At 38.9% G+C, this 23948-nt stretch carries 24 protein-coding genes; 18 read left to right on the forward strand and 6 right to left on the reverse strand.

Features of this window, described 5'->3' with window-relative positions:
* The first annotated feature begins 17 nt into the window (after positions 1-17).
* The 5 genes from OO7_RS14295 (at position 18) to OO7_RS14315 (ending at position 4042) form a co-directional block, all read left to right on the forward strand.
* Positions 18-1088: an FUSC family protein gene (locus tag OO7_RS14295; protein WP_169337390.1), complete on the forward strand. Its 1071-nt coding sequence runs from the start codon at positions 18-20 to the stop codon at positions 1086-1088.
* A gap of 270 nt (positions 1089-1358) precedes the next feature.
* Entirely contained in the window at positions 1359-2594 is a 1236-nt protein-coding gene (locus tag OO7_RS14300) for an ArsB/NhaD family transporter (RefSeq protein WP_008916643.1), read from the forward strand.
* A 41-nt stretch (positions 2595-2635) separates the two neighbouring features.
* Positions 2636-3241, forward strand: a complete 606-nt coding sequence (locus OO7_RS14305; protein ID WP_008916644.1) for an ATP-binding cassette domain-containing protein — start codon at positions 2636-2638, stop codon at positions 3239-3241.
* Positions 3242-3259: 18 nt separating this feature from the next.
* Positions 3260-3640 (forward strand): fluoride efflux transporter CrcB, encoded by a 381-nt coding sequence (crcB, locus tag OO7_RS14310; RefSeq protein ID WP_008916645.1) that lies wholly within the window; start codon positions 3260-3262, stop codon positions 3638-3640.
* Between the two features lie 12 nt (positions 3641-3652).
* Positions 3653-4042 carry a CrcB family protein gene (locus OO7_RS14315; protein ID WP_008916646.1) on the forward strand — a complete coding sequence of 130 codons (390 nt, stop codon included), beginning with the start codon at positions 3653-3655 and terminating at the stop codon, positions 4040-4042.
* On the opposite strand, the gene ccmB is transcribed toward OO7_RS14315, so the two are convergent.
* Genes ccmB through OO7_RS14330 form a run of 3 tightly spaced genes read right to left on the reverse strand, consistent with a single transcriptional unit; the run spans position 4039 to position 6525 of the window.
* A complete protein-coding gene (gene ccmB, locus OO7_RS14320) occupies positions 4039-4704 on the reverse strand; it encodes a heme exporter protein CcmB (protein WP_008916647.1) in 666 nt (221 codons plus the stop codon). The two genes, OO7_RS14315 and ccmB, sit on opposite strands and share 4 nt — an antisense overlap.
* Positions 4704-5321 (reverse strand): cytochrome c biogenesis heme-transporting ATPase CcmA, encoded by a 618-nt coding sequence (ccmA, locus tag OO7_RS14325; protein WP_008916648.1) that lies wholly within the window; start codon positions 5319-5321, stop codon positions 4704-4706. The genes ccmB and ccmA overlap by 1 nt, the downstream gene beginning before the upstream one ends.
* A 31-nt stretch (positions 5322-5352) precedes the next feature.
* A complete protein-coding gene (locus OO7_RS14330) occupies positions 5353-6525 on the reverse strand; it encodes an NAD-binding protein (RefSeq protein ID WP_008916649.1) in 1173 nt (390 codons plus the stop codon).
* 601 nt (positions 6526-7126) lie between these two features.
* On the opposite strand from OO7_RS14330, the gene cptA reads away from it, so the two are divergent.
* The 12 genes from cptA to hycI all read left to right on the forward strand — a co-directional run bounded on the left by cptA (position 7127) and on the right by hycI (position 20398).
* Positions 7127-8833: a phosphoethanolamine transferase CptA gene (gene cptA / locus OO7_RS14335; RefSeq protein WP_236620703.1), complete on the forward strand. Its 1707-nt coding sequence runs from the start codon at positions 7127-7129 to the stop codon at positions 8831-8833.
* A 301-nt stretch (positions 8834-9134) separates the two neighbouring features.
* Complete coding sequence (locus OO7_RS14340) at positions 9135-9752, forward strand: 4Fe-4S dicluster domain-containing protein (RefSeq protein ID WP_008916651.1); 618 nt, start codon at positions 9135-9137, stop codon at positions 9750-9752.
* A 1-nt stretch (position 9753) separates the two neighbouring features.
* Positions 9754-11769, forward strand: a complete 2016-nt coding sequence (gene hyfB / locus OO7_RS14345; protein ID WP_008916652.1) for a hydrogenase 4 subunit B — start codon at positions 9754-9756, stop codon at positions 11767-11769.
* A gap of 11 nt (positions 11770-11780) precedes the next feature.
* Positions 11781-12731, forward strand: a complete 951-nt coding sequence (locus tag OO7_RS14350; protein WP_008916653.1) for a respiratory chain complex I subunit 1 family protein — start codon at positions 11781-11783, stop codon at positions 12729-12731.
* Between the two features lie 12 nt (positions 12732-12743).
* Complete coding sequence (locus OO7_RS14355; RefSeq protein ID WP_008916654.1) at positions 12744-14186, forward strand: hydrogenase 4 subunit D; 1443 nt, start codon at positions 12744-12746, stop codon at positions 14184-14186.
* A gap of 11 nt (positions 14187-14197) precedes the next feature.
* Positions 14198-14848 carry a hydrogenase 4 membrane subunit gene (hyfE, locus tag OO7_RS14360; protein ID WP_008916655.1) on the forward strand — a complete coding sequence of 217 codons (651 nt, stop codon included), beginning with the start codon at positions 14198-14200 and terminating at the stop codon, positions 14846-14848.
* A gap of 4 nt (positions 14849-14852) precedes the next feature.
* A complete protein-coding gene (locus OO7_RS14365) occupies positions 14853-16433 on the forward strand; it encodes a hydrogenase 4 subunit F (protein ID WP_008916656.1) in 1581 nt (526 codons plus the stop codon).
* 1 nt (position 16434) lies between these two features.
* Positions 16435-18168, forward strand: coding sequence for a hydrogenase large subunit (locus OO7_RS14370; protein ID WP_008916657.1), 1734 nt, complete (start codon positions 16435-16437; stop codon positions 18166-18168).
* 14 nt (positions 18169-18182) lie between these two features.
* The gene (hyfH, locus tag OO7_RS14375; protein ID WP_008916658.1) at positions 18183-18731 is read left to right on the forward strand and encodes a hydrogenase 4 subunit H; all 549 of its coding nucleotides are present in this window, start codon (positions 18183-18185) and stop codon (positions 18729-18731) included.
* On the forward strand, positions 18731-19513 hold the full coding sequence (locus OO7_RS14380; protein ID WP_008916659.1) for an NADH-quinone oxidoreductase subunit B family protein: 783 nt from the start codon (positions 18731-18733) through the stop codon (positions 19511-19513). Before hyfH ends, OO7_RS14380 begins: the two co-directional genes overlap by 1 nt.
* On the forward strand, positions 19506-19922 hold the full coding sequence (locus tag OO7_RS14385; protein WP_008916660.1) for a formate hydrogenlyase maturation HycH family protein: 417 nt from the start codon (positions 19506-19508) through the stop codon (positions 19920-19922). The genes OO7_RS14380 and OO7_RS14385 overlap by 8 nt, the downstream gene beginning before the upstream one ends.
* Positions 19919-20398: a hydrogenase maturation peptidase HycI gene (gene hycI, locus OO7_RS14390; protein WP_008916661.1), complete on the forward strand. Its 480-nt coding sequence runs from the start codon at positions 19919-19921 to the stop codon at positions 20396-20398. The genes OO7_RS14385 and hycI overlap by 4 nt, the downstream gene beginning before the upstream one ends.
* Positions 20399-20482: 84 nt before the next feature.
* Here the strand turns inward: hycI and hybG are convergent, their stop codons facing one another.
* From hybG to hydN, 3 genes are read right to left on the reverse strand one after another with little or no spacing between them, the layout of a single operon-like run.
* Positions 20483-20755, reverse strand: coding sequence for a hydrogenase maturation factor HybG (hybG, locus tag OO7_RS14395; RefSeq protein ID WP_008916662.1), 273 nt, complete (start codon positions 20753-20755; stop codon positions 20483-20485).
* Positions 20756-20790: 35 nt separating this feature from the next.
* Positions 20791-21132 carry a hydrogenase maturation nickel metallochaperone HypA gene (hypA, locus tag OO7_RS14400; protein ID WP_008916663.1) on the reverse strand — a complete coding sequence of 114 codons (342 nt, stop codon included), beginning with the start codon at positions 21130-21132 and terminating at the stop codon, positions 20791-20793.
* A gap of 10 nt (positions 21133-21142) precedes the next feature.
* Positions 21143-21691 (reverse strand): electron transport protein HydN, encoded by a 549-nt coding sequence (gene hydN, locus OO7_RS14405; protein ID WP_008916664.1) that lies wholly within the window; start codon positions 21689-21691, stop codon positions 21143-21145.
* Between the two features lie 545 nt (positions 21692-22236).
* On the opposite strand from hydN, the gene OO7_RS14410 reads away from it, so the two are divergent.
* Positions 22237-23829, forward strand: a complete 1593-nt coding sequence (locus tag OO7_RS14410) for a sigma 54-interacting transcriptional regulator (protein ID WP_008916665.1) — start codon at positions 22237-22239, stop codon at positions 23827-23829.
* Positions 23830-23948: the final 119 nt, after the last annotated feature.

Genomic DNA, 23948 nt, shown 5'->3' on the forward strand with positions numbered 1-23948 from the left:
CGATGATGGTACGCAAAATGAATATGAGCTATGGAATTTCCACAGCTCAAAAATTTGTCTACCATTACTTTAAATTCTTTCATGGGTTAAGAGTTTCTTTTGCCTTTGTTATTGTATTTATTGTACTACGACACTTTAGTGATGAGAGCTATAACTATGTTCTCATCACTTTAGTTTCTATTTTGATACCTGCACCTTACTGGGGAACTATTCTTATGCGTTCATTTCAACGCATAATCGGTATAGTCGCAGGTTCAGCATTAGGAATATTATTGCTATATATAGAAATACTTTCATATCCCTTAATGCTAATTATCGCCATTGCTATCATTTATTTCAGTTGTATTATTGCCCTCGGCAAAAATATGTATATTGGAATGTTGGCTGCAATGAGTGTCAGTATTGTCGTTACAGCCCCTTCTGGAGATATGATGGAAGGGGTCTTTCGCTCATTACAAACAATAGGTGGAGCATTACTTGCCCTCATTTTTTCAATTATTTATTGCCCTAAAGGGTTTATCTTTTGGCGTTTAAAAATGAGTGCGGTATTACATGATATCGCTCATTTTTATGAAAGATATACATTATTTAAACCTGAAGAAAATATTGATGATTGGAAAAATAAACTTGCGAATGTATTTTCTACGCTCTTTTTATGCGGTAATTACGTTGCAGCAGCAAACAAAGAAACTGGAATACCTGCTATTTATTTTCAGAAATTGCAAAATAGATGTTATCGCCTAGTCTCAATTTTACAGTTGCTTTCTGACACCTTTGATGAAAAATATTATTCTCAATCTTTGCGTGCGACTAATCCTTATCTGCTCAAATTACAGAGAAATAATCACGGTATTATTTTATTATTATCTGAAATTTTGATTCTTGGTAGGTCAGACCAAAGTAAGTATGACATTATCAATAAGTTAAGAGAAAACAACATTAAGTTAAATACAAAATTGAATTTTTCAAATCAGTCAAATGACGGTAATATCATGATGTTGGGTATTGCGATAGATATCATGAAAATAATTGATGACATGTTTGATTTAATCCAAATGAATAATGATCTTTATACGCACTCAAAATAATACAAGTTGTTCTGCAGGCATAAAATGTAAGTACAAAATATGACTTCAACACATACGCAAAATTAGAGAATCTAAAAAAGACATTAACTATATTCAAGAATGCGCGTTGATTGTTGGCAACAAGTATAGTTATTCCAAGGGATATAAATAATTAAGTCACTTGGATAACTAAATGTAATCCTGCTATATGTTATCGGATTACGAATACCTATTTATCAAATAAACTATGTAACTCGAAAGAGTTGATGCATAGGAAATAAAGAGCTCATTATGGATTTAACTATTATCATTTTCGTTCTCGTTTATATCGCAATGGCTTTTGGCTCCTTCCCCGGTATCAAAATTGACCGGACAGGCGCTTCAGTTGCAGGTGCGTTAGCGATGATCGGCTTTGGCATTATTTCACCACAGCTTTCTTGGAATTCAATTGATTATCGTGCAGTAGGATTATTATTCGGTTTAATGGTGGTATCTGCCTCTTTCACTGTTTCAGGCTTTTATCACAAAGTTGCTCATAAAATGGCTAATTTAGATATTAGCCCACCTAAATTGTTATGTGTATTCATTATCGTTGCTGCCGCACTAGCATCAGTATTAACCAATGATGTTGTTGTTGTCGCAATGACACCATTACTCGTTTCAATTACTTTAGCTCGCGGGCTTAACCCAATTCCATTTTTATTAGGCTTCTGCTTTGCTGCCAATAATGGTGCAGCCTTGTCATTAATTGGTAGCCCTAAAAATATGATTATTGCTCAAGGATTAGATCTCTCTTTTATGGGCGTCCTTCATATTACAGCGCTACCTGTATTAATTTCATTGCCTATTGTTTGGTCTGTCGTAACCTTACTCTATCGCCATAATTGGTATTTATCTGAAAGCAAAAAATCACCATTAGCACAACAATCTCACACAGTTATTCCTTTTAATAAATGGGAAACCGTAAAAGCTGGTGTAGTTATTTCAATCGTAGTTATCACCTTCTTATTTAGTCAGTTACCCCGTGAACTTGTTGCTCTTTCAGCAGCCTGCTTCTTATTATTAAATAGGCGAATAGCATCAAGTGATATGTTAAAGCATGTTAATGGTGATTTGTTACTCTTAATTATGGGGCTATTTATTATTAATGCCGCATTTGCAGATACTGGAGTGCCTAAAGAGATCCTTCATTATCTTCTCAACAAAGGTGTTGATTTAGGAAGTCCACTTGTTCTATTTTTAGTCACTAGTTTTATGAGTATTTTTATCGGCACAACACCCGCGGTCATGCTCTTAATTCAATTTGTTTATCCACACGGAAATGCAGATCCCCTTGGTGCTGCATTAATATTTGGTGCTTGTTTTTCAAGTAATATATTCATATTTGGAAGTATTGCAGGCATTATTGCTGTGGATCAATCAGCTGCTCATGGTGTGAAAATTTCTTTTTGGGAATTTACTAAATCCGGTGGCGTTATCTCAATAATCTGCATGTCAGTTGCAACTGTTGCAATTTTATTGAGTTAAAACAGATAGATTGCCATATTCATTTCAATAAGGAAGCTATTGTGTTAGAAATAAAAAATATTCGTATCATACAAGGGGGAAAGACTTTATGGGATAACCTTACTTTCTCTTTAGCCAAAAATGAGCGACTAGGAATTTCTGCACCAAGTGGCTTTGGTAAAACGACATTAGGCCGAGTTTTAGCACAATGGCAAGCGCCAGAAAAAGGGCAAATTCTCTTTAATAATAAGACATTGCCAACAACGGGTTATTGCCCAATTCAGTTAGTACCTCAGCATCCTGAGAAAAGTTTTAATCCTTACCGTACTGTCAAAGCAAGTTTAAATGATGCCTGGAAACCTGATGATTATTGGTTAGAACAATTATCAATTAAACCTGAGTGGCTTGAAAGACGGCCAAATGAATTATCAGGTGGGGAACTTGCTCGTATTGCATTATTAAGGGCTTTAGATCCTAGAACGCAAGTCTTAATCGCCGATGAAGTGACAGCTCAACTTGATCCTTATTTGCAGATGAACGTTTGGCGTTTTTTAATTGAACTCACTAAAACGCGTCCAATGGGAATGATCATATTCAGTCATAACAAAGCATTATTACAAAAGGTCTGTAATTCTATTTTAACCTTTGAACCAGAACATACATTGTAGCAACTTAGAGAATTTTATATGTTTATTACAAACCTATTATTAGCCGGATTAGGCGGTGGTGTTGGTTCCTTACTGCGTTGGGGGATAGGCAACTTTATCGGAGAGAAATATCACGGAAAATTTCCTCTTGGAACCTTTGTTATTAATATTTCAGGAGCATTTATTATCGGCTTTTTAAGTCGTTACTTTTTTATCGACTTTAATAGTGAAGAAAACGCACTTTTAGCACCTGCAATTTTAACAGGCATATTGGGTGGCTATACCACGTTTAGCACTATGCAGTTAGAAGCACTAAAATTAACACAGAAAAAAGAGCAATTTCTCTCTTTTTTCTATTTACTGATCTCGGTTATTGTCGGTCTTGTCGCGGCATTCTTAGGCGTTCTACTCGCAAATTAAAAAGGAAGTACAATGAAAATTGCAATATTAGTCTTCATTGGCGGAGCGATTGGTGCTATTTGCCGTGATTTATTAATGATTTTTACGCCAGAACTTAGCAGTAAATTTCCCCTAGATATTTTCCTCGCCAATATTATTGCATCGTTTCTCGTTGGCATTATTGGTGCTTTATTGGTAAGTAAAAAAATCAGCCAAGCATCTAATGCATTTTTAGCGACTGGTATCATGGGCGGGCTGTCCACATTTTCAAGCTTTGTCTATGGCGCCGTTGAACTAACAAATAATACAGGTGGAATATGGGTCAGCCTTTTCTACTTGGTATCAAGTATTATTATTGGATTTGTGTTGGTTTTCATTGGATACCAGCTAGGTACAAAAATAAAAATGAATGTTAGCGCTTAGCTATTATTCACATTAATTCTTAATGCGGCGGCGATAGCGAGTGGAGAAAAAGTGATACTTGCAGCCAGTAATGCGCCAAGAATAGCAAAATAGCTATTGAGTGGCATATTGAAACGGTAAGCCTCCATAGTTCCCGTCGCATAAATGAGAACTGGAATATACAAAGGTAATACTAATAAGCTCACCAATACGCCGCCTTTTTTCAATGAAACAGTTAATGCGGCACCTATCGCACCAATAAAACTTAAAATCGGTGTTCCTAATAATAAAGTACCTATCAATATTAATAATGTTTTTCCATCAAATGACAGCATTAATGCTGCTATTGGAGAAAGCAGAATTAAAGGAACACCAGTGACTAACCAATGCGCAATAACCTTAGCTAAAACCGTCATAAATAACGGATGCGGCGCTAATAATAATTGTTCTAATGAACCATCAAGATAATCATCTTTAAATAAGCGTTCTAGCGAAAGTAAAGATGACAAAATGGCAGCAACCCAAAAAATACCGACTGCAATTTGGGAAAGCAATTGTGGCTCAGGACCAAGGCTTAATGGAAATAATGTAATAACAATCAAAAAGAACCATAATGGGTTAACCAATTCAGATAAATTTCTGAATGCAATTGTTAGCTCTCTTTTGAGTGTCAGCCAAAACATTATTCCTCTCTCCCAGTGAGTTTAAGTGAGCTAAAATTACCTGATATATTTTGGTGGGAGGTAAATAATATCATTCCCCCTTTTTCAGCATGCTGATGGAAACAATCCGTTAAGCGCTTTACTCCAGCAATATCAATAGCCGTAAAAGGTTCATCTAAAATCCATAATGGCGCGTCACTTAACCAAAGCCTAGCTAAATTAACTCTTCTTTGCTGACCCGCTGATAATTGCCCGACAGGAATATCTTCATAACCAATTAATGATACTTCATCTAGAGCATCCCAAATTCGCTCAATTTCAAGATATTTATGACTCATTTGATAATAAAACAGCAAATTTTCATAAGGTGTTAATACTGATTTTACAGCTGGCTTATGGCCTATATATAATAGGTTTCGAGTATAATCTTCTTTTAATTGATAAATAGACTGCTGCTGCCACAATATATCACCTTCATCTGGCTTTAATAGCCCTGCGACCATGCGCAATAATGTTGTTTTGCCCGCACCATTAGCACCTTCAACCTGTAAAATTTGTCCGGGCAAAACCGTAAAATCTAATTGCTGAAAAAGTGTTCTGCTCTGCCGCTGACTGCCTATTTGAACGGCACTTAGCATAATCATGTATTCCTATTACTGATTAAATTTATTAATTATTTTCAACATTAGTCAACAAAAGTTCACTAATACTTTCACTTGAGATTGGGTCACCACAAAGTACTTTCATTAATACTTCGCCCCCAAGAGAAGATAAAGAAAACAGCATATCAGGTTGTAGTAGGCGAATTTTATCCATATTGTTGTCATCATTAACGAGAACAATAATTTTCACTTCTTTCCCTGCAAGTTCCTTTACCCCTAAGAATGCAAAAGTATTTAAAGTATCGCTCTCTGTCATGATAAATACATATTTGGCGTGCTTTACATTTGCTTCAGCTAATAATTCAGTACTTGTCGGATCACCGGTGACAATATTATTACTTTCTGGATAGTGAACTCGGTGGCTTTCAGTACATAAAACGGCAACAGGAAGCTCACGGCTTTTTAAATTTTGATAAACGCTAACCGCTATTGGGGAACTCCCAATAACAACATAATGATTTTTCATATAAGAAAACCTCTTGCGAACAATATCTTTTGTCCCTTTAGCTAAAACCCCGACAACATAAACAACAGATGTTGTAAAAATGGTAATACCCAATATAACAACGGTTATCGTAAAGACTCGAGCATCCGTTGATACTGGAACAATATCGCCAAAACCAACCGTGGTCATACACACCAAGGCAAAATAAAAAGCAGTTGATGCATCTTTCACTACAGGCGCAAATTCATTGCCAATATAAAGTGTACCGAAAATAGAATATAGCAATAACGCAATAATACAGGTCATTGCAACAAAACCCGCACTGGTTAAGCTGTGATGATGATAGCGTTTCCAAAATAGACTAAGCGCAATACACAAACCTAATGAAAAATAACCTTGGTGGAGGTTTTCAGGTGCAACTCTTAAATCAACGAATGTAATGATAGCTAATAATAAAAGCGAAAATACCCACGCGATGCGAGCGCCATTGAGCATAAAGAAAGATAAAAAGATTAAAGATATTCCGACGAGAAAACGGGGAATATCTAACAATTTCATAAAGCCCAATGATTTTAGCCATTCAGTAAAACCATTTGCGCGCCAGTCAAGATAATCAGTATATGCCCCTAATACTGGCTTAATAATTGAAAAACCATCAAAAATGATCAGAATGGAGAGCACCAACCGAATACATAAAGACGATTTTAAAAAAGCGATAAAAAAGTTATCTGACATTTTTGTCCTCACCTTGATCAGATAAAATGACTTCTGAATGTGTGTATATCATATGTTGGCATCTGATGTTAGCAAAAACACGACTCTATCAATGAAGCCACAAAGTTATTTTCCCTTATAATTAAACACTCGATAAAGTCATAGGTTATTAAAAAATATAATCATATGATAGGGAATACACTTGAACTTAAATCTATCCATATGCCAAATAATTCAGCTTTTGCATATTTCATAGATTAAATAATTATGCTTTTATCTTAATAAGATAGGATATTAACAGAGTTACATCTCATCCATATGACAATAGATAGTGTGTGTAATGGTGTTCTCAATGATGAAATCTGACACGTCGACATCAATTTATTGAACTTAATATTCAACGCCCTATCTAAAAATGGATTTCATTTATTTTACTATAACTAACATCCCTAAATGTAAGTTGCAGGTTGGCATAGCAATAACTATTCCTAATATGATAGTTCGAGAAATGTGGAAACTTCCTCACCTCAAAAGCTGAACAGACGGCAATGTTCATAAGCCAAGCAACTTAAAAAATAATGGGAATAAAACATCATTCAGAATAAGAGCCCAATCAACTATGGTGAATTCGACACAATCAAAGGCATTTAGCTGGTCAGCATTACTTTGGTTACTTATCTATTTCTGGTATTTCTCGTCATTATTACAAATTTATGTTGTTGTAACGGGACAAAGTAATACCATCGGCTTAAGAGATTCCTTACTCTACAGCACATTTTGGTTAATACCTGCGCTATTTTTCCCACGAAAAATAAAACTAGTTGCAGGCATTATCGGTATTATTCTTTGGCTTTCATCTGTTGTCGCATTAGCTTATTTCGTTGTGTATGGGCATCAAATATCACAAAGCGTCATGTTTGTGATGTTTGAAACCAATACCAATGAAGCAGGTGAGTTTATCAAGCAATACTTAAGCTTCAAAGTGATTGCTGCGGTACTCATTTACACATTCGTTGCAATATTTTTATGGACTCGCCTTAAACCAGTTTCAATTCCCGTACCTGGCCGTTTAACCATTTCAGTGCTTATATTAATTATTCTATTTGGTGTGCCTTATTATAATAAGGCAATTAAGCAAGATAGACCTTTTGAAAATGTTGTTTCTTATGTCAACAGTAAACTTGCCTATGCTGCTCCATGGCAATTTGTAAGTGGCTATTTTCTTTATAAGAACCAATTAGCGAATATGGAAGAATTAATTCGTGATAATAGCAAAATTCCACCATTAGAAAATTTTGTTGATGCAAATGGAAATACCCCAAGAACATTCGTTTTAGTTATTGGTGAATCCACCAGCCGCGATAGAATGAGTTTATATGGCTACCAACGCCCTACTACACCGGAGCTACAGCAGCTTGAACAAGATTACCCAAATAATTTAGCTGTTTTCAACGATGTGGTCACTTCACGCCCTTATACTATTGAAGCACTCCAACAAATATTGACCTTCGCTTCACAGACAGAACCTGAATTGTTTAGCTCACGCCCTTCTATCATGAATATAATGAAGCAAGCTGGTTTTAAAACATTCTGGATCACCAATCAGCAAACTATGACTGAGCGCAATACGCTATTAACTGCGTTCTCTCGTCAAACTGATAAGCAATATTATTTAAATAATGATATGGCACAAAGTTCGCGTATTTATGATGACGTGGTGTTTGATCCTTTTAAAGAAGCACTTGCTGATCCTGCTGAGAAAAAATTTATTGTTGTTCATTTATTGGGAACGCATATGCGTTACGAGTTCCGTTATCCTGAAGATAAAGCTATCTTTAAAGAAAAAGACAGTGCTGTGCCAAGTAACCTTAAAGGCGATCAAATAAAAGACTTTAATGCTTATGATAATGCCCAACATTACAATGACTATATTGTCTCTACTTTGATTAAAGATTTTGACTCATCAAAAGAAAATGGTTTCTTAGTCTATTTTTCTGATCATGGTGAAGATGTTTTCGATTCACCACCACATGAAACGTTAGGCCGCAGTGAAGGAAAACCAACTCGCGTTATTTACAACATTCCATTTTTAGTTTGGCAATCGCCAGAATGGTTGGAAAACCACCATTTCGATCTAAAAAGTAAAACTGATAGACCTTACAGCACAATGGATTTTATTTATTCATGGTCTGATTTAGCTGGCTTTAATTATCAAGGTTATAATCCTGAAAAAAGCTTATTTAGCCCGCAATTCCAACCTCAGCCGCGCTATATTGGCGATCCTGATAATAAATCATCGTTAATGTTATATGATGATTTGAAAAAATAAGATTTAATCTTTGTTAACCATAAAAACCGCCCTTCACCAGTGGCGGTTTTTTGTTTTATCTCCCTTAATTTCTTTCTTATATAAAATCAGTCTCCCCTATTTATCTCACTTCAATCACTAAGAATATTTTATCTGTCAGCCTGACATTATTTTCTCGTCATTAATGTCGACTTGAAGTTTATTTCCAATAATAAAAATACAACCAATTGATTTAAAACAAAATTAATAATGGCATGAAAAATGCTTAGTAGATGTCATCAATATTAATGACCCGGCTAGATTTTATTGGAGGGTGAGGCGAATGAATCGCTTTGTTATTGCCGACCCACAATTATGTATCGGATGTAATACTTGTATGGCAGCCTGCTCTGAAACGCATAAAGCCCAAGGATTACAAACATATCCGCGACTAAAAGTGGTAAAAATTGAAGACCTAACCGCACCAATGCTCTGCCATCAGTGTGATGATGCACCTTGTGCTCGAGTTTGCCCTGTCAATGCCATTACACATGAAGATGACATGATCGTGTTGAATGAAAGCTTGTGCATTGGCTGTAAGTTATGTGGTCTTGTTTGCCCATTTGGTGCTATTACGCCATCGGGTAGTAAGCCAGTCGATATGCCTGATTTCTTTGAAGAATATGTACCAAAAGAGATGTTATTGGATGTTCCTGATAGTCTCCCAACCATGAACCCATTTCTGGCATGGAATGCCGGTATTCGCAATGTTGCAGTGAAATGTGATTTATGTAATTTCAGTGATGATGGGCCGGCTTGTGTGAAGGTTTGTCCAACTGATGCGCTGGTACTTGTAGAGGATTATCAGCTCGAAAACGAAAGTGAGAAACGTCGTAACATGTCTGTCGATACCATGCCGACTGAGTTCAATATTCTCATTTCACAACGGGAGAACTCATAACATGACATCACTTCAGTTACTCTTGTGGTCGGTGACTTTATATTCTGTCGGCGGTTTTGTTTCTCTGTTATTCAAACGACAAGAAAAAATAGCCATTTATGTCGCTGGCATTAGTGCCATGCTAGGCGGGCTGCTCGGATTATTTAGCTCAATCCCTGTTCTCATGGATGGTGAAGTATTGAGTTACTTCGCACAAGGTCCTTTCCCATTTGCGCACTTCGTCGTTCGATTTGATAGCTTAGCGGCATTTATGGTAATGGTCATTTCATTACTGGTCACTGTTACTGCACTGTACTCACTTAACTATGTTCAAGAATATTGTGGGCGCGGTGCATGGAGCATGGGATTCTTCCTTAATCTCTTTATTGCTTCTATGGTGGCATTAGTTGTTATGGATAATGCTTTTTACTTCATTATCCTATTTGAAATGATGTCATTAGCTTCATGGTTCTTAGTCATTGCAGATCAAGATGAGAAGTCTATCAAAGCTGGTTTGCTCTACTTCTTCATTGCGCATGCGGGTTCCATCCTCATCATGATTGCTTTCTTCTTGATGTGGCGTCAAAGCGGTAGCCTAGACTTTGATTCCTTCCACCAGCTTTCACTTTCCCCCACTATGGCTTCAACTGTTTTTTTATTGGGATTTTTTGGCTTCGGAGCCAAAGCAGGGATGCTTCCTTTACACAGTTGGTTGCCACAAGCTCACCCCGCAGCACCTTCTCATGCTTCAGCACTAATGTCGGGTGTAATGGTAAAAATTGGTATTTTCGGGATCATTAAAGTCGGAATCGACCTGCTAGGTGCAACACAAGGTTGGTGGGGAATTGTTGTACTTGCCTTTGGTGCTGTTTCTTCCGTACTTGGCGTTATGTATGCTCTGGCAGAACATGATATCAAACGTTTACTTGCTTGGCATACCGTTGAAAATATCGGCATCATTTTGATGGGAGTTGGCGTTGCCATGGTCGGAATGGCCAATGATATGCCAGTATTAGCAACCATCGGCTTACTTGGTGCAGTCTATCATTTACTTAACCATGCCGTCTTTAAAGGCCTGCTATTCCTTGGAGCTGGTGCGGTCATTTATCGTGTTCATACCCGTGATATGGAGAAAATGGGCGGATTGGCTAAATTAATGCCATTAACTGCAATCGCTTTTTTAATTGGCTGTATGGCAATTTCAGCATTACCTCCTTTAAATGGTTTTATCAGTGAATGGTACACATATCAATCACTCTTCTCCATGAGTCATGATGGCACATTTATCATGCGTATCAGTGGCCCAATCGCAATTGTCATGTTGGCTATCACTGGTGCATTAGCAGCTATGTGCTTTGTCAAAGTCTATGGCGTTAGCTTCTGTGGTGGCCCACGTAGCGAACAAGCCACACATGCTCGTGAAGTGCCATGGACAATGACCACCGCAATGATTATTTTAGCCATCATCTGCGTGGTCTTAGGTGTTGGAGCAAATGTTATTGCACCAGTATTAGCCAAAGTTGCAATGTCACTCACAAGTGCAACTGAAGTGACGGTGGCGAAAGGCACAATGCTCGTACCTAATTCTCCTGAACAAGCAATGATTTCACCTATCATGACCTTCATCTTGTTGCTTGCTCTATCTGTGATCCCATTCATTATTTATCTGGTATTTAAAGGTAAGCAAATGAATTTCCGCCGTAAAGGAGATGCATGGGCTTGCGGTTATATCTGGGAAAAAGATATGTCTGTCTCCGCGGGGGGTTTTACCCAACCACTTCGCTTTATGTTCGCGCCTCTTTACAGATTAAGAAAGCAACTCGACCCATCAGCACGATTGGCTCAGGCTTTAGAAGTTGCGAAAACAGGTGCGGGAAAAGTCGAACCATTTTGGGATGAAAGCATTATTTATCCACTGGTTCGGGCTATCAACCGGTTTGCTAAGCGACTGCAATGTCTACAAGGTGGGGATTTCAGACTTTATTGTCTCTATGTCATTGCCGCGTTAGTCGTCTTGCTTATCGTCATTGCAGCATAAGGAGATAAACCATGTCGATTCAAGAAACACCAACATTGATGACGGGGTTCTTCGCTGTAATTCAAGCTATATTTTTATTGCTATTAACCCCGCTATTTACTGGTATATCACGTAAGATCCGCGCCAAAATGCAATCTCGCCAAGGTGCTGATATTTTTCAAGACTATCGTGATATAACCAAGTTATTAAAACGCCAATCTATCGCCCCTCGCGATTCTGGAATGGTTTTTCGTATCATGCCCTATGTCTTGCTGGGCTGTATGTTGCTATTAGCAATGGCGTTACCTGTTTTTACTATCACACCATTATTTAATGGCGCATCTGATCTCATTATTGTGCTTTATATCTTTGCTCTATTTCGTTTTTTCTTCTCCTTATCGGGCTTAGATACTGGAAGTTCATTTGCCGGTATTGGTGCTAGCCGAGAGCTGACATTAGGTGTTTTGGTTGAACCTATTTTATTTCTTGGTTTGCTTGTCGTTGCATTGATTGCAGGTTCTACCAACATTGGCACGATCAGTGCGGTCATGAGTGAAGGTTGGGTCTCACCAACAGCAACACTTCTTGCATTACTTGCTTGCGGATTCGCGACTTTTATCGAAATGGGAAAAATTCCATTTGATGTTGCGGAAGCAGAGCAAGAGTTACAAGAAGGGCCATTAACTGAATATTCCGGTTCGGGTTTAGCTTTAGTTAAATGGGGAATAGGTCTAAAACAAGTCATTGTTGCAGTGCTATTTCTCTCTATTTTCTTCCCATTTGGCAATGCCAGTGAATTAACAATTGGTAGTTTAGCGCTAGCGGTTTTACTGCTGCTCTTGAAATTACTTATTGTCTTCATTCTCGCTTCATTAGTTGAAAATAGTATGGCTCGTGGTCGTTTCTTACTGACGTACCATGTGACTTGGTTAGGATTCGGTGTCGCAGCACTCGGATTCGTGTTTTATCTCACCGGTCTATAAGGAGCGACGAGCATGTTAGAAAATATTGCACTAGCAACGCTACTCATTCCATTTATTGGTGCGTTGCTAGTCAGTGTCTTACCAACACGTATAGCACCATGGTTAAGTACTTTTGTTGCATTATTAGCCGCACTTGGTACCGCTGCATTGGGTTGGTTATATCTTGATGGTGGTAAAAATGCGACAACGCTAGAACTCGTAAAAACTGAAAATATCGCCTTATTTGGTTTTACTATTGATGGTGTAAGTACATTAATTGCCTTTGCTGTGGTTTTTCTCGGTTTTTTAATTTGCCTGTATTCAACTGGATATCTGACAAAGGGTAACCGTGAGCATCCACATGGTGCAACTCGCCGTTATTATGCTTTCTTATTAATTTTTATCGGCGCAATGGCAGGTGTTGTTCTCTCATCAACAATCCTCGGACAGCTAATCTTCTTTGAAATTACAGGTGGCTGTTCTTGGGCATTAATTGGCTATTACCAAACAGAAAAAGCGCAGCGCTCAGCAATGAAAGCGCTAATCATTACTCATATAGGCTCTTTGGGGCTTTATTTAGCCGCAGCAACCTTATTTATCAATACAGGCACATTTGCGCTAAGCGCCATCAATCAATTGAATGAATCCCAAAGTTTAATTGTCTTTGGTGGGATCTTATTCGCAGCTTGGGGTAAGTCAGCGCAATTACCATTACAAGCTTGGTTGCCGGATGCAATGGAAGCACCAACACCAGTAAGTGCTTATTTGCACGCAGCATCAATGGTTAAGGTGGGCGTATATATCTTCGCGCGCAGCATTATGTCTTCAACACATGTGCCAGAACTTATCGGTTGGATTGGCGTCGTGATGGCGGTGATCACTTTAGTTTACGGCTTCATGATGTACTTGCCGCAAAAAGATATGAAACGGCTTTTATCTTGGTCAACGATTACGCAATTAGCTTATATCTTTCTTGCTTTGTCTTTATCCATCTTCGGTTCAAAAGAAGCCTTTGATGGTGGTGTCGCTTATATCTTTAACCATGCCTTCGCGAAAAGCCTATTCTTCTTAGTGGCGGGTGCACTGAGCTATAGCTGTGGAACGCGTATGCTGCCACGTTTAAAAGGTTTAGCAAAACGTTACCCGTTACTTGGTGTCGGGTTCTGTGTGGCCGCTCTTGCGATTGCAGGTGTTCCACCACTTAATGGTTTCTTTAGTAAATTTCCTATCTTTGCCGCTGGCTTCGCCTTATCAGAACACTTTTGGATCTTAACACCCATTATGATTCTGGTGCTGATTGAGTCAGTAGCAAGCTTTGCTTGGTTGCTTTACTGGTTCGGAAAAGTCGTTCCAGGAGAACCAAGTGAAGAGGTTGCAAACGGTAGTGCTGTTCCATGGGCTATGCAGTGGGTTATCGGCTTACTGATTATCATGTCCTTCTGTTCTAGCGTTATTGCCGTCATCTGGCTCAATTAAGGGGAGAAGGTATGACTGGTTCAATGATTGTTAATAATCTTGCGGGGCTGATGATGGTCACCTCGCTACTCGTTATCGGCGCAAAGCGCCCGGTAGCGTCGTGTTGGTGCTATGCACTTCAATCTTTAGTGCTTGTTGCGATTTTCGCCACACTTTCTCAGATGTTAAATGCACCTGAACTGGCAATGTGGGCGGGAACAGCTTTTGCGACAAAAGTCATTTTAGTCCCACTGATTATGGGCTATGCATTTCGCAAATTATCCGACCCCACAGCAAATGGCGGCATTATTACACCAATCTGGTTGATGTTAGCAGCTGCAATTATCGTGGTGCTGTGCTGGTTTGTGGTTGAGCCGATAAAATTACCATTAGCGACTGATTTAAAACCTGCTTTAGCCGTTTCTTTAGGTCACTTCATGTTAGGGCTGCTGTGTATCGTGACACAAAGAAATATTCTCAAACAGGCGTTTGGTTACTGCTTAATGGAAAATGGCTCGCACCTAACATTAGCATTGCTAGCCTATAAAGCACCGGAGCTCGTCGAAATAGGTATCGCGACCGATGCTATCTTTGCGGTGATCATCATGGCGGTACTGGCACGTAAAATCTATCGCACGCTCAACACACTGAACGTGGATCAATTGACCGCGCTGAAGGGGTGATGTGATGAGTCAATCTATGTTATTAATATTATTAATGGCCACACCACTGGTGATTTCATTATTGGCTTTTGCTTGCCGCCTATTAGGTAGTGGAGCGAAATTAGCCGTCACTATTGTTCATTCAGTCGGGATTATTTTATTACTCGTGTTATCACTATGGATGGTTAACACAATATTGGATGTTGGTGACCTTTTAATGGCCGAACGCTGGATACACCTAGATAGTTTAGCTGGGTTATTTTTAGCTATACTCGGTATTGTTGGCTTCCTAACAGGTCTTTACTCAATCGGCTATATGAATCATGAAGTCGCTGAGGGTGAAATTAGTGTTGGAACACTCTGTCATTATTATGGTTTCTTTCACTTATTTTTATTCACCATGTTACTGGTGATCACCAGCAATAACCTAATTTTGATGTGGGCAGCTGTCGAAGCAACAACGCTGAGTTCTGCTTTTCTTGTCGGATTATATGGTCAGCGCTCCTCTTTAGAAGCGGCTTGGAAATATATCATCATCTGTAGTGTAGGTGTGGCATTTGGTTTATTCGGCACAATTTTAGTTTATGCTAATGCTGTCAATGTGATGCCAGATCCAGAGTTAGCTATTTTCTGGACTGAAGTTTTGAAATATACCTCACTGCTTGATCCTACCTTAATGCATTTAGCCTTTGTTTTCGTATTAATTGGTTTTGGTACTAAAACGGGGCTTTTCCCAATGCATGCTTGGCTACCAGATGCTCACAGTGAAGCACCTAGTCCAACATCAGCGCTGCTTTCAGCTGTCTTACTCAACTGTGCACTACTCATTATTATTCGCTATTACATTATTGTCACTTCTGCAATTGGCGATGAATTTACCCAAACGCTATTGCTAGTATTTGGTCTACTGTCTGTTGCTGTTGCCGCTTTCTTTATCTTAATTCAACGAGATATGAAACGTTTACTTGCTTATTCCAGTGTTGAAAATATGGGATTGATTGCGGTGGCATTAGGCATTGGGAGACCATTAGGTATTCTTGCTGCCTTATTACATACACTAAACCATAGTTTGGGTAAAACACTTCTCTTTTGTGGTTCCGGTAATGTATTACTCAAATATGGCACTCGTGACATTAATGTCATTAAAGGAATGTTGCGTGTAATGCCGTTTACTGCGGTTGTCTTTGCAGGTGGCGCCTTAGCTTTAGGTGGAATGCCACCCTTTAATATCTTCTTAAGTGAATTTATGATTGTTGTTGCTGGTATAGCAACTCATCATTTTTGGTTAACCCTTCTGGTTTTGATCCTTATCACCATTGTACTTGCCGGACTTGTTAGAATGGTTTCGAAAACTCTTTTCGGTACACCACCTGACTGCGTTTCACGTGGTGAATTAGGTCTCTTGACGACATTCCCCATGGCTATCTTAATTGTCTTAATGCTAGTAATGGGAACTCATATTCCGCAACCGGTTAGCCAGTTATTGGAAAATGCCGCCACCATTGTTTTAAAAGACAGCACATTACCAAATTCAGAATTCACTACCATAAATTACCATTGGCCGTGGGGTGTTAACGCATCCTCTACCTCGTTGCAGGAGAAATAACGTGAGCTATCAGAATTATACAGATACCCTTCAGGGCGTTCGCAAAGGTACAGGTTATCTGGCACAGGTCCGCGAAAAATTTCCTCACACAATATTGGAAGAGGAATGGCAAACAGCGAACCAAGTTACCATTACAATTAAAACAGAAAGGCTGCCAGATGTTGTTGAATTTCTATACTACGGCTGTGGTGGTTGGCTACCTGTATTATGGGGAAATGATGAACGACCTTTAAATGGCCAATTTGCTGTTTATTATGCATTATCAATGGAAGAAGGCGAAAAATGTTGGATTACAGTAAAAGCATTTGTTAGCCCAATTACCCAAGAATTTCCATCTGTTACGCCGAGAGTGCCTGCTGCGGTTTGGGGCGAACGTGAAGTTCGCGATATGTATGGATTACAACCTGTAGGTCTACCTGATGAACGCCGCTTGGTGCTTCCCGATGACTGGCCGGACGATCTCTACCCACTTCGCAAAGACACCATGGATTATCGCCAACGTCCTGCACCAACAACAGATGAGGAAACTTACGAGTTTATCAACGATAGCAAAACACAAAGTCGAGTTGTTCCTATCGGCCCACTGCATATTACCTCAGATGAACCAGGACACTTTCGCTTATTTGTAGACGGTGAACGTATTGTTGATGCTGATTATCGGATGTTTTATGTCCATCGAGGAATGGAAAAGTTAGCTGAAACCCGTATGGGATATAATGAAGTCACTTTTTTATCCGACCGTGTTTGTGGTATTTGTGGTTTCACTCACAGTGTCGCTTACACCACATCCGTCGAAAATGCGTTAGGTATTTATGTTCCTCAACGCGCAAATACGATTCGCAGCGTATTATTAGAAGTTGAGCGTCTGCACAGTCACCTCTTAAATATTGGTTTAGCAAGTCACTTTACGGGCTTTGATACTGGGTTTATGCAGTTTTTCCGTGTCCGTGAAAAATCAATGACAATGGCTGAATTATTAACTGGGGCGCGTAAAACATACGGAACAAACTTAATTGGCGGTGTACGTCGCGATTTCTTAAAAGATCAAAGAGTAAAAACAATTCAATTAGTTCGTGAAATGCGTCAAGACCTTTCATTACTTGTCGATATACTCCTAAGCACGCCAAATATGGAACAAAGAACCGTTGGTGTGGGAATTTTAGATCCCCAAATTGCCCGTGATTATAGTCCTGTTGGTCCTATGATCCGCGCAAGCGGTTTTAAACGTGATGTCCGTTTCGATCACCCTTTTGCCGATTATGCAAATTTACCCAAAACGTTATTTACAATGGATGGCTGCGATGTCTATTCACGCGTCATGGTGCGAGTTAAAGAAGTCTTTGATTCTCTATCAATGATTGAATATGCACTGGATAATATGCCTGAAGGCCCTATCTTAACAGAAGGTTTTACATATCAGCCGTATAAATTTGCTCTGGGCTATACCGAAGCGCCTCGCGGAGAAGATGTTCACTGGAGCATGTTAGGCGATAATCAAAAACTATATCGCTGGCGCTGCCGCGCTGCCACTTATGCCAACTGGCCTGTATTACGTTATATGTTACAAGGAAATACGGTTTCAGATGCACCTCTTATTATTGGTAGCCTAGACCCTTGTTATTCCTGTACAGACCGCGTCACATTAGTTGATGTAAAAAAACGCAAAGCGAAAACAGTGGCTTATAAAGAGTTCGAACAATATGGCATCGAACGTAAACAATCCCTGATGAAATAGTTGGAGGGAAAACAATGTTCAAATTATTTAAAACCCTCCGCGAAGCAGGAACAGCAACGGTTAAATATCCATTTAAACCATTAGAAGTCGCACATGGATTTCGTGGTAAACCTGAATATGATCCTCTGCAATGTATTGCTTGTGGAGCTTGTATTTCTGCCTGTCCAGCCAATGCGTTGACCATGGAAACAGATTTAAGTAGTGGTGAACGCCGCTGGCAACTTTTTATTGGTCGTTGTATTTATTGTGCACGCTGTGAAGAAGTTTGCCCAACTCGAGCTATCCATCTAAGCGAGGATTTTGAAACAGCTGTCTTAAATAAAGACGATTTATATATCAAAAGTACTTTCCGCTTACAGTATTGCCGCCAATGTCATGAAGCTTTTGCGCCTAAAAAATCGGTAGAGTATGCGATGGCACTCATGGTTGCATCAGGTGTTGAAGAAAGCAGCATTGAAGCATTGCGACCAATGTATGAAACTTGCCCATCTTGTAAACAGAAAAATAACCTGTTGAATAATGAGCGTAGAAACTTCCGTTTACATGCCGAGGGAGAAAAATGATGAATTTGTCGGATATCCCAGTTAACCATTATGTTAGTCAACCTATCCGAGTTGATGAACAAGTGGAAAAATTAAAGAGCACATTGCTCAAAGATATCAAACGTTCTGCTTATGTTTATCGTGTCGACTGCGGTGGATGTAACGGCTGTGAAATCGAAATTTTCTCTGCAATCACGCCGGTATTTGATGCGGAACGTTTTGGGATCAAGGTTGTCGCCTCACCACGGCATGCTGATATTTTATTATTTACAGGTGCTGTCACCCGTGCAATGCGAATGCCAGCCTTACGCGCTTATGAATCTGCACCTGATCCTAAAATTTGTATTTCATATGGTGCATGCGGTTGTGGTGGTGGCATTTTCCACGACCTTTACTGCGTTTGGGGCGGGAGTGAACATATTGTTCCAATTGATGTATGGATCCCCGGTTGCCCTCCAACACCAGCCGCAACCATTTATGGCTTTGCTGTTGCTTTGGGGTTACTAAACCAAAAACTAAAAGCCCAAGATCACCAAGAAACTGATGATGAGAAAGTTCAGTTACTCCTACCATCAGTACCATTAGCAACACGCGTCATGATTGAGCGCGAAGCTCGCCGCTTAGCGGGTTATTATCAAGGTCGTGAAATTAGTGACAAATTTTTATCACTGCTCGAAGGTGCTTCTCCTAATCAAGTTCAGGGTTTAATGCACAATTGGCTACATGAAGAACAAGATCCGCGTCTGCGTGATATTGTCAATCGTCTCGTCAATGTGCTGGCTCAAGGAGGCACTAATGACTGAAAAACCAGAAAGTAAAGTCATCTTTTGGTCACTACGCCAAAAGTTTGTCGATAGCGATGATGATATTCCTGAAGATGCGCAACAAGTCATGTATTACTCACTCGCTATTGGGCACCACGTCGGTATGATTGATTGCTTGAATACTGAATTAATCTGTCCACTTAACGGTTATCAATCTTGGGTCGAAGCATTGCCCGAAGGCGAGGCTCGGCGCAAATTACAAGGTTTGATAACTTTTGGTGAAATCACAATCGACTCAACACATACCAATATGCTAGCACTTGCACTTGACCCATTCGCCAACGATATCACTTCACCTTATTGTGAATGGAGCCAAACATTGATCCGCTTATTAGGTGAGATTGAGCGAGAGCCTGCCATTTATTTGATTGTAAAGAGACGCCCATGAAAGAAAGTTCAGTACAGAATCTCATGCTTGCTGTAGGTAATAGTATGATGGGAGATGATGGTGCGGGACCGATGTTATTTGATTTAATGGAAAAAAATCCCATTGATGGCTGGATTGCTATCAATGGTGGAAGCAGTCCTGAAAATGCAGTTCATCAAATTAGAGCATTATCACCACAACGTTTATTAATCGTAGATGCCGCGGATATCTGCCTTGCGCCCGGTGAAATTCGAATTATTGACCCAGATGATATTGCTGAAATGTTCATAATGAGCACACATAATCTCCCATTGAACTTTTTGATAGATCAATTAAAAGAAGATATTGATGAGATTATTTTTCTTGGTATTCAACCTGATTTAGTTGGATTTTATATGCCAATGAATGAAAAAGTGATTACCGCAGTACATCAAGTTTATTCAGCACTGCCCAATTGGGAAGGATTAGGTGGATTTACACTACTTGATGGTGAATAACGTCTTGATGGCGAATAACGTCTCATTTTGCAAATGATAAAGCCGCGATAACTTCACTTTTTGTCGCTATCGCGGTCTCTTTTTTTAACCCTTGCCGTATAGAAAATAAGAGACATCATCTTCAACACTTTCCATTGCCATCAGTGCTTCTAGTGTATCTTTTGCTTCCTGTTCATCAATGATACTCATCGCAAATCCGACATGAACGAGCACCCATTTACCCAACATATCCAATGGATCGCCTTCACACACTAAAGCAATATTCACATCTCGTTTAACACCACAAACGTCAATTTGCGCATTTTCCATCGGGGAATCCCCTACTGCAACAATTTTACCGGGAATACCTAAACACATAACAAACTCCTGACTTAACAAGTCATCTATACGGCTTATTCAACTTCAATTTGTTTCACCTGCATGGCGTCACTGCTCTCGACTTGAATATTTTGGCTACCACATAAAGGGCAGCTTGTCGCAAATCCTGTGACGGTAACACTATTTAGGCAATCACGGCACCATGCCTTAGCAGGGATAGTCATGATATGTAACGTTGCCCCTGCTGCTAAAGTATCACGGCAAATAATATCGAAACAAAAATGTAATGCTGATTCTTCGATACAAGAAACTGAGCTTAACTCTAACCAAACCGCAGTGACACGCCGCGCATGATTTCGTTTTGCATGTTGTTCGATAATGTCGAAAGCACTTTGGCATAAAGCAACTTCATGCATAGTAAAATCCTTAAAATATCAAATCATTCGGTATTTCAAATGCAGCACGACGACGACGTTCTTTCACCATTTCATCAATTTTATTTCTATCGACTAAAATCAATGCTTCTGTTGGGCAGACTTCTACACAAGCAGGCCCCCCTTCTCGTGTATGGCATAAATCGCACTTATGAGCTTCCGCTCTATATTGTGCAACTGTATTCAGTGCTGTCACTTTTTGTGTAACCAAACGACTCACCACCTCCATCGTACCGTAAGGACAAGCAATAACGCAGGTTTTACAACCAATACATTTAGATTGATCAACATAAACAAAATCATATTTTCTACTGATTGCCCCATTAGGACAAACATTCGCGCACGGTGCATCTTCACATTGACGGCATACAACAGCCGTACTTACGCTATAGCCTTTTAATACATGGATACGTGGGAAAAATTCATCCTTGACCACAGTTTCAATACCCGTTTCTTGTTTTTGATGAGAAACAACACACGCCACTTCACAAGTATGACAGCCAATGCATTTTTTGGGGTCCGCAATGATGAATTTGTTCATCGAACTCTCCTGATTGATACAAAATGGTGCTACATCTAAATAATGACGAGTAGCCACCTATGAATAAGTATAAATAGGAATAAGCATGGATCGTGCCAAATTAATAATTTATTTAAATTCAGCTAAATCAGTAGATTAATAATAAAATTATTATGTTGAGGTTGCTTAATCGGAATATTCGTCATCTTCATCGACATTTTTGACGATAAACAATAATATCGCTATATAAATATTTATATTACCTATTTTGTTGCTATCAAAATAGGGGATTGGATCAAACTTAAATCAGACTGTGATATTTTTTTTCCGCAGACCTATTACAATATAACTATTAGGCAGTTTTATTTATAAAAGATAAATCAAAAAATATTTTAAGCTATTTTACATTGGAAATAATTTAAAGCGTATCTATCCGCTAATTTATTTGAGTTGCATGTCAGCAAAAATAGAACATTTGCTTTAACGTGTTCTAAACATATAAAAAACAGTGTCATCAACTCAAGCCTGCGGGTATTAGCTGCATTATGAATTATAAGGGGTTTTGAGTGGGCACGCCTGAAGACAACCAACATATACAGCATGAACGAGACCAATATAGAATATTGGTGGATATCACTAACTCCGTATTATCTCATTTAGAAATGGATGGATTAGTTGCTGAAGTTTCGCGTGAAATATATCGTTTTTTTGGTATTAGCCAAATAAGCGTTGCGTTATGTGATAATTATAGTTCTGCTGTTTATCGTTGTTATTCTAGTTATTATTCTCATTCAAAGTCTGTTGAAAAAACACAATATCATTTAAATGAATTACACCCAGATTTAGTTCAAGTTCTTGAGAATAATATTCCAATGCGATTAACACTCGATCCTAAAACTGAGGATCCTCTTTATCAGCATGTTTGTACTCAAGGTATGACGGAAACACTGTTATTGCCTTTAGCATTTAATCATAAACCACTTGGTGTTTTAATCCTCTCGCACGAAGATGATCATATTTTCACCGATGATAATAACAATTTACTTAAACAAATCGCTGCCAGATTTGCAATCGCTGTAGACAATGCCGCAGCTTACGGTGAAATCACCCGCCTAAAAGATAGCCTGAAAAATGAGAATTTATGGCTAAATGAACAGATCCACAAAATGGATAGCTTCAGTGATATTATCTATCAAAGCGAAGCAATGCGTAATGTGTTAGAACAAGTGGATTTAGTCGCAACAAGTGATAGTACAGTATTAATTTTAGGCGAAACAGGAACAGGGAAAGAGCTGATAGCTCGCGCTGTTCATCGATTGAGTGATCGCCATAATCGCGCCATGATCAAAATGAATTGTGCTGCCGTTCCTTCTGGATTACTCGAAAGTGATTTATTTGGTCATGATAAAGGGGCATTTACAGGCGCAACAACAACACATATTGGCCGTTTTGAAATGGCAGATAAAAGCACTCTATTTCTTGATGAAATAGGTGATATGCCATTAGAACTGCAACCTAAATTATTGCGAGTTTTGCAAGAAAGAGAAATTGAACGAATTGGTGGCAATAAAGTTATTCCTGTCGATGTTAGACTTATTGCTGCAACTAATCGTAACTTAAAATTAATGACAGATGATCGAGAGTTTCGTGAAGATCTTTATTATCGTTTAAATGTATTCCCTATTTATATTCCCGCATTACGCGAACGGACTGAAGATATTCCATTATTGGCAACTTACTTTACTCAAAAGATTGCCCAAAGAATGAATCGGAAAATTGATTGTATTCCTCGCGATGCACTTGAACAATTAACACTTTATCCTTGGCCGGGCAATGTTAGAGAGCTCGAAAATGTGATTGAACGTGCGGTTATTTTAACTCGAGGCAATACATTGAATATACAATTACATGAGTTAAATATTCCCAAACCTTCTCGACTTAAAAAAGCATTAGCCACACCAAGTTCAATTGAAAAGCATATGCAAACAAAGCCACCTGAAAGTGATGATGATGAAAGAGATAGAATTATTGCCGCATTAAAAGAGACAAATGGTGTTGTTGCTGGAGCAAGAGGGGCTGCAACACGTTTAGGGCTAAAACGAACAACACTATTATCTCGAATGCAACGTTTAGGTATTTCAGTCCAAGATTTATTTTAGTTTTACTGGATACTTATTCTGTTGGTTGCGAATACAGAAAACTTGGTGTTTACAATAATAAATAATAATAGAAATGAAATTTTGAAAAAATGATTTTTAGTTTCTCCATTAAAATTAAC

The organism is Providencia sneebia DSM 19967 (assembly GCF_000314895.2).
Lineage (GTDB): Bacteria > Pseudomonadota > Gammaproteobacteria > Enterobacterales > Enterobacteriaceae > Providencia > Providencia sneebia.